Consider the following 6,857-nt stretch of genomic DNA (forward strand, 5'->3'; position numbering starts at 1 on the left):
TCCTCCAAAAGGGCCGCCAACAAGACAGCGAACACCTTTTGAAGAGTTCTGACTAATTGTTCCTCCAGCTCTTTTAATAAAGGCCATTCTGTGGTAAAATGTTTCATGGACTCTCTCCCTCCTGTTTTATTGATGTTGGTCATCACCATCATAGCAGGGAGAGAGTCCTTTTTGCATGACATTTGCTTTTTTCTACCGCGCTTCGCTTGGTGGCCCCGACGAGCGTCGCGAACAAAAGTTCGCAACCCTCGTCGGGGAATCATTCCTGAATGTCACCCACAAATATTTTACTCACACGTAATTTAGGAGCGATCACATTATACAGTAATCAGTCTTTGCAAAAAGGAATGGCTTGGAAAGAGTTGCTCCTATTTATTTTTGGTAAAATTATTGCTTTTTCCGGTTTAGGTTTCATCGTTTGGCTGATGGGGAAAGAGATTCAAAGTACGCTAACATTGTATTTTCCGTGGTTAAGAAAGCTTATTGGTCCCATTCTCATTCTTGTAGGCTTATATTTGTTAGGGCTTTTTAAAATGTATTGGAACGTTACCTTGTTCAAAGTGCCTGAGAGATGGCGAAAAGGAAAAATCGGTTCGTTTTTCATGGGATTTGGCTTTTCATTAGCTTTTTGTCCAACGATGTTTGTGCTATTTTTTGTCACTCTCATGCCTCTCGTCTATTCAACGTCTTATGGGGTACTATTACCGAGCATCTTTGCCGTTGGAACTTCTGTACCTGTTATTTTCTTTATCTTTATCCTTTGGTACTTAGGATTTAGCGGCACTGTAATGAAAAAAGGAAGACAAGTAGGGGGGATTGTTCAGAAAACAGCCGGAATCGTGATGGTTTTACTTGGTATATTAGATACGATCACTTATTGGTTTTAAAGTTAGGAAAAGGAGGGAAACTCAATGATGTTTGGCGGTTCTTTCATGATGGTTGGGATCATGTTATTTTGGGTTGTATTAATCGCCGTTGGTTTTTATCTCTTATATCGTTTTATCAATGGTCGTAAAGAAGAACTCTCTCCGATGGAAATCTTGAAAATACGATTAGCCAAAGGAGAGATCTCTTTAGATGAATTTGAACAGCTATCCAAAAAATTGTAGTCGTTATATTGTATACAGGAGATGCGATTTACCATTGCTCCCCCCTTTTTTCATTTCATATAGATGAAGGAAGTTGTTGATTGCATTGTCAACAACTTCTTTTTATCTCCATAATAAATTCATATTTTTTATTTATAATAAGCCAACTACATAAAATTTTGGAGGGATGCGTATTGCAATTCGGCAATATTGTAGTTCAAGGCGAAAATCTTTTGCTCGTAAGCAGCTTACTGATTAGCTATGTTATGTTTTATTACGGCATTAAGATATTAAAAATAGAACGAAACATCATGGATTTAATTTTTAACAGTTTTATTAACGGTGTACTCATTTGGAAATTTAGTTATGTCTTTTTACATCCGAATTCAGTTTTACAAAATCCGATGACAATCCTTTATTTTAACGGGGGATATGTTGGCATTAGTATGGGGATTGTTTTTATCACGGTCTATACTTGGTTATACGTAAAAAAGCAGAATATTCCTGTGGCTTCTTACACACGAGCAGTAGTTCCGGTATATTTTGGCTATTTTAGTACTTTTGCATGGATTCGAGTAATGGAAAATTCCCAAAATTATTTCATCATTTTGCAAGCAATAGCAGCGATTTGTTTTTTTATAGTAGCATCACGAGTCAAAATTCAAAAAACTTTATTGCAACTTCTTATATGGTTCCATCTCATTCAATTCGAACTAGCCCTGTATAAAAAATATTTTGTAAATACAGGAATCATATCAAAAGAAGTATGGTTGTATGGCTCTCTCGTTATCGTTTTTATATGTATTTCATATTGGTTAGAGAGGCGAGAAAGAGAAGCGGCTCTTGGGGACGAGAACAAGGGGCGGAGAAACGCAATGACCCAACTCGCTTTAGGTGTGATGATGGTAAGTATTGCTGTAGCTTCTGTTTTTAACAATCAACAGGAAGAAGGAAAGATCAAACCAAAGCCGATCGTGTCTACTTCATTGGATTCGGGAAAAATCGGCACGAATAAAGGAGAAGTTGCCCCGGATTTTGAATTACTTTCAATTACAGGGGATAAAATAAAATTGTCTGATTTGCGTGGAAAAACGGTGATATTGAATTTTTGGGCTACTTGGTGTCCGCCTTGTAGAGCTGAAATGCCAGAAATGCAAAAGTTCTACGAAAACAATAAAAATAACAATGTAGAAATTTTAGCAGTCAACTTAACGAATAGCGAAAGAGGTCCTGATGCGGTGAACGATTTTGTGAAAAATAAGGGAGTGACATTTAAAGTTGTGCTTGATGAGCAAGGGGAAATTGGAAATCTATACGGTGCAATAACGATCCCCACTTCGTATATCATCGATAAAAACGGGGTTATTAGAGATAAGTATATAGGTCCTATGTCTTATGAAACGATGGATCGCATGATCTCGAATATTCAATAAAAACTAAATAATGATCCCTCCTGAGTGGACAGTAACAAGAATTGTTGCTATTCACTCAAGGGGGGATTTCGGGAGTATATTAAAAACCTGTGAACCCACCAAACAAACCTGTAAAAAAGATAATGATCTTTGTCATCCAATCAAAAAACAGCATAATTCCCATGATAATCATAAGAACCCCTCCGACTTTGACGATGACAGCGTTATATCTTTTTATCCAATTCAACTTGCTGATAAAAAATGACATGATGAAAAAAGGTACAGCAAACCCTAATACATATGCGAACATATATAACATAGCTGCACTCGGTTTGGTAGCTGCTAACGCGATCACTGATACAAGAATTGGACCTGTGCAGGGAGTCCAGCCCGCTGCGAATCCTATGCCAATTAAAATAGAGCCAAAATAACCGGAAGGCTTGTTGCGGAAAACTAACCGTTTATCTTTCATCATAAAGGAAGGTGAAAATACACCTAAAATGACGAGACCAAAAAAGATAATGAACAAGGCACTAATTTGTCTGATTAAATCTTGGTAATCAACGAATAGTTTTCCTATTACAGAAGTACCAAAACCAATAGCGATGAAGATGACGGAAAAACCGAGCAAGAAAAAGAATGTATGGAGTATTGCGCGTTTTTGAAGCATCCCATTTTCTTTCTTTATTTCATCAACGGATACCCCAGTAATGTAAGATAAAAAAGCTGGATATAGCGGTAAACAACAAGGGGATATAAAAGACAGTAATCCCGCTCCGAAAGCTAGAAATACATTGATATCGTTCATATTGATCGATCCTCTCTCTTCAATCTTGATAACGATACTGTAAAATAAAATTGTGAATTTTTTGTGGAAAATTGGATTTTTCCTACTTAGTGTTTATTATGGATTGTTGGCGAACATGATTTGTGAGATATCCTAGTTGCGCTTTATACCCATTACCGGTATAATGTAATTGAAGAGGTGATGTTTTATGAACCATTGTGAAGATCATAATATGGATAAAAAAATGGTTCCACGAACGGAACAGGAAATCGAAAGCATTATCAAGCGCTTGAAGCGCATTGAAGGACAAGTGCGCGGTGTGCAAAAAATGGTGGAGGACAATCGTTATTGTATTGATATTTTAGTGCAAATTTCAGCGATCACGGCAGCGTTAAATAAAGTAGGATTGAACTTGCTAGAACGTCATGTTGGCCATTGTGTGTCGAAAGCGATTCGCGAAGGAAGCGGAGAAGAATCCATTCGCGAATTAATGGATGTCATTAAACAGTTCTCAAAGTGAAAGGAGTGGGAAGCATTATGAGTGAACAAAAGCATGTCACACTTAGAGTGACCGGCATGACATGTGCCGCGTGTGCCAATCGGATTGAGAAAGTATTAAATAAGATGGATGGAGTAGAAGCCAATGTCAATTTGGCAATGGAAAAAGCAACGATTAAATATGATCCATCGAAGCAAACGATCGCCGATATCGAAACGAAAATTGAGAATTTGGGGTATGGCGTTGCGACAGAAAAAGTGACGCTTGATATTGAAGGAATGACATGTGCGGCATGTGCGACACGGATTGAAAAAGGGTTAAATCGGATGGAAGGTGTTACAAGCGCTGCTGTAAACTTGGCGACAAACAGTGCTGTTGTCGAATACAAGGAAGGCGTTACATCTGTCGAAGACATTTTAGAAAAAATCAAAAAGCTTGGGTACAAGGGGCAGATTCGAAACGAAGAACAAGACGATGCTGGCCGGAAAGAAGAGCGGCTGAAACGAAAACAACGGCAACTCGCGATTTCTATCATCTTATCGTTGCCGCTGCTTTATACGATGCTTGCCCATATGCCGTTTGATATAGGCTTGCCGATGCCGCATCTGCTGATGAATCCGTGGTTCCAGCTTCTTTTAGCTACACCCGTTCAGTTCTACATCGGCGGTCCCTTCTATGTCGGGGCGTACCGGGCGTTACGAAACAAGAGCGCTAACATGGACGTTCTCATAGCGCTTGGAACATCAGCCGCGTACTTTTACAGCTTGTATGAAGCTTTTCGGACGATTGGGAATCATGAATATATGCCAAGATTATATTTTGAAACGAGCGCCGTCTTGATTACGCTTGTGCTTGTCGGCAAATACTTTGAGGATCTTGCGAAAGGGAGAACAACAGAAGCTATCTCTAAGCTGTTGAGCCTTCAGGCAAAGGAAGCGACTGTCATCCGTAATGGGGAGGAAAGAAAGGTTCCGCTCGAGGAAGTGGTGATCGGCGATACGATTCTTGTCAAGCCAGGAGAAAAAATCCCGGTAGACGGTACGGTCATCGCCGGGGCATCTTCCGTAGATGAATCGATGATTACTGGTGAATCGATTCCAGTTGATAAGAAGGAAGGCGACTATGTGATCGGGGCGACGATGAATACGAATGGTGTACTGACCATTCGTGCCGAAAAAGTCGGAAAAGATACCGCGCTGGCCAATATCATTAAAATCGTTGAAGAGGCGCAAGGGTCGAAAGCCCCGATTCAGCGGATGGCGGATACCATTTCCGGCATTTTCGTACCGATTGTTGTAGGAATTGCTGTCGTTGCATTCATTATATGGTACTTCTTTGTTGCGCCGGGTGATTTGGCAAAAGCGCTTGAAGTGGCCATCGCCGTTCTTGTCATTGCGTGTCCTTGTGCGCTCGGTCTTGCCACGCCGACATCGATTATGGTCGGTACAGGCAAAGGGGCAGAACAAGGAATTCTCTTTAAAGGAGGTGAGTACCTAGAGGGAACGCATAAAATCAATGCCGTATTACTGGATAAAACAGGAACAGTGACAAAAGGAAAACCGGAAGTGACAGATGTGTTACAATTCCAAGAAAACATGCTTGACTATGCCGTTTCAGCCGAGAGCGCTTCGGAACATCCGTTGGCTCATGCGATTGTTGAATACGGGAAGAAACAAGCAATTTCTATTAAGCCATTGGAGCATTTCTCTGCCATTACCGGCCACGGAATTGAAGCTGTCATTGACGGAAAAAGCATCCTTATTGGAACGCGAAAATTGATGAAGGAGCGCTCTGTAGAGATTTCTGTGCATGAAGATAAAATGGTAGAGCTTGAAAAACAAGGGAAAACAGTCATGCTCGTTGCTATCGATGGACAGCTTGCCGGCATCATTGCTGTCGCGGATACAGTAAAAGAAAGCTCCAAAGAAGCGATTCAAACATTAAAACAAATGGGTATCGAAGTGTACATGGTAACGGGAGACAATAAACGGACAGCGGAAGCGATCGCAAACCAAGTGCACATTGATCATGTCTATGCAGAGGTGCTGCCGGAAGACAAAGCGAAAATCGTCGAGGAATTGCAAAAACAAGGGAAACGAGTCGCGATGGTCGGTGATGGAATTAATGACGCTCCAGCTCTTGCGAAAGCGGATATTGGGATGGCGATTGGCACAGGAGCGGATGTCGCGATCGAAACGGCCGATGTTACCTTGGTCGGTGGGGATTTAGCCCATATTCCGAAAGCGATTGAGTTAAGCCGCAAAACAATGAAAAACATTCGGCAAAATCTGTTCTGGGCTTTGTTCTATAATACAGTTGGCATTCCTGTAGCCGCTCTCGGGCTGTTGGAACCTTGGATCGCTGGGGCAGCGATGGCATTTAGCTCTGTATCGGTTGTGACAAACGCGCTTCGTTTGAAACGCGTGAAAATATAAACATTTAAGGAGGAATGGATGATGACGATTACATTACAAGTACAAGGAATGACATGCGGACATTGCAAAGCGGCGGTGACAAATGCACTTCAAACGTTAGATGGCGTCAGCCGCGTCGAAGTACATTTGCAAGAAGGTACAGTCGATGTAGATTATGATGAAACAAAAGTAAGCGTAGAAAAACTGAAAGAAGCGATTGAAGAGCAAGGATATAATGTGAAGTAACATGAAAGAGAGAGGGTGTCCCCAAAATGATGGGGCACCCTTCTTTTTAATCAAGCACGCAACGATTAATTGTAGCGGCTTAAACGGGCTCTTGACTAGAGCAAGTTTTTTTCTGTGTGAGTAAAATATTTGTGGGTGACATTCAGGAATGATTCCCCGACGAGGGTTGCGAACTTTTGTTCGCGACGCTCGTCGGGGCCACCAAGCGAAGCGCGGTAGAAAAAAGCAAATGTCATGCAAAAAGGACTCTCTCCCTGCTATGATGGTGATGACCAACATCAATAAAACAGGAGGGAGAGAGTCCATGAAACATTTTACCACAGAATGGCCTTTATTAAAAGAGCTGGAGGAACAATTAGTCAGAACTCTTCAAAAGGTGTTCGCTGTCTTGTTGGCGGCCCTTTTGGAGGA

The 6,857-nt window shown here is 41.2% G+C and carries 7 protein-coding genes; 6 read left to right on the forward strand and 1 reads right to left on the reverse strand.

What is annotated here, in order from left to right; all coding sequences use genetic code 11:
• Positions 1–269: 269 nt before the first annotated feature.
• The 3 genes from LH47_RS13805 to LH47_RS15655 all read left to right on the forward strand — a co-directional run bounded on the left by LH47_RS13805 (position 270) and on the right by LH47_RS15655 (position 2,521).
• Positions 270–887 (forward strand): urease accessory protein UreH domain-containing protein, encoded by a 618-nt coding sequence (locus LH47_RS13805; protein ID WP_043968493.1) that lies wholly within the window; start codon positions 270–272, stop codon positions 885–887.
• Between the two features lie 24 nt (positions 888–911).
• Positions 912–1,109, forward strand: coding sequence for an SHOCT domain-containing protein (locus tag LH47_RS13810; protein ID WP_043968495.1), 198 nt, complete (start codon positions 912–914; stop codon positions 1,107–1,109).
• A 173-nt stretch (positions 1,110–1,282) separates the two neighbouring features.
• A complete protein-coding gene (locus LH47_RS15655) occupies positions 1,283–2,521 on the forward strand; it encodes a TlpA disulfide reductase family protein (protein WP_235341165.1) in 1,239 nt (412 codons plus the stop codon).
• 79 nt (positions 2,522–2,600) lie between these two features.
• Here the strand turns inward: LH47_RS15655 and LH47_RS13820 are convergent, their stop codons facing one another.
• On the reverse strand, positions 2,601–3,308 hold the full coding sequence (locus LH47_RS13820) for a cytochrome c biogenesis protein CcdA (RefSeq protein ID WP_043968497.1): 708 nt from the start codon (positions 3,306–3,308) through the stop codon (positions 2,601–2,603).
• Positions 3,309–3,495: 187 nt separating this feature from the next.
• On the opposite strand from LH47_RS13820, the gene LH47_RS13825 reads away from it, so the two are divergent.
• Genes LH47_RS13825 through copZ form a run of 3 tightly spaced genes read left to right on the forward strand, consistent with a single transcriptional unit; the run spans position 3,496 to position 6,446 of the window.
• The gene (locus LH47_RS13825; protein ID WP_043968499.1) at positions 3,496–3,807 is read left to right on the forward strand and encodes a metal-sensing transcriptional repressor; all 312 of its coding nucleotides are present in this window, start codon (positions 3,496–3,498) and stop codon (positions 3,805–3,807) included.
• A gap of 17 nt (positions 3,808–3,824) precedes the next feature.
• On the forward strand, positions 3,825–6,221 hold the full coding sequence (locus LH47_RS13830) for a heavy metal translocating P-type ATPase (protein WP_043968501.1): 2,397 nt from the start codon (positions 3,825–3,827) through the stop codon (positions 6,219–6,221).
• Positions 6,222–6,242: 21 nt separating this feature from the next.
• The gene (copZ, locus tag LH47_RS13835) at positions 6,243–6,446 is read left to right on the forward strand and encodes a copper chaperone CopZ (RefSeq protein WP_042535809.1); all 204 of its coding nucleotides are present in this window, start codon (positions 6,243–6,245) and stop codon (positions 6,444–6,446) included.
• Positions 6,447–6,857: the final 411 nt, after the last annotated feature.

Source organism: Anoxybacillus thermarum, from assembly GCF_000836725.1.
In the GTDB taxonomy this organism is placed as follows: Bacteria; Bacillota; Bacilli; order Bacillales; family Anoxybacillaceae; genus Anoxybacillus; species Anoxybacillus thermarum.

Excerpts from the sequence above, each read along its gene's own strand:
- LH47_RS13805 (WP_043968493.1), top strand. The coding sequence starts at position 270 with ATGTCACCCACAAATATTTTACTCACACGTAATTTAGGAGCGATCACA.
- LH47_RS13810 (WP_043968495.1), top strand. The coding sequence starts at position 912 with ATGATGTTTGGCGGTTCTTTCATGATGGTTGGGATCATGTTATTTTGG.
- LH47_RS13820 (WP_043968497.1), bottom strand. The coding sequence starts at position 3,308 with ATGAACGATATCAATGTATTTCTAGCTTTCGGAGCGGGATTACTGTCT.
- LH47_RS13825 (WP_043968499.1), top strand. The coding sequence starts at position 3,496 with ATGAACCATTGTGAAGATCATAATATGGATAAAAAAATGGTTCCACGA.
- LH47_RS13830 (WP_043968501.1), top strand. The coding sequence starts at position 3,825 with ATGAGTGAACAAAAGCATGTCACACTTAGAGTGACCGGCATGACATGT.
- copZ (WP_042535809.1), top strand. The coding sequence starts at position 6,243 with ATGACGATTACATTACAAGTACAAGGAATGACATGCGGACATTGCAAA.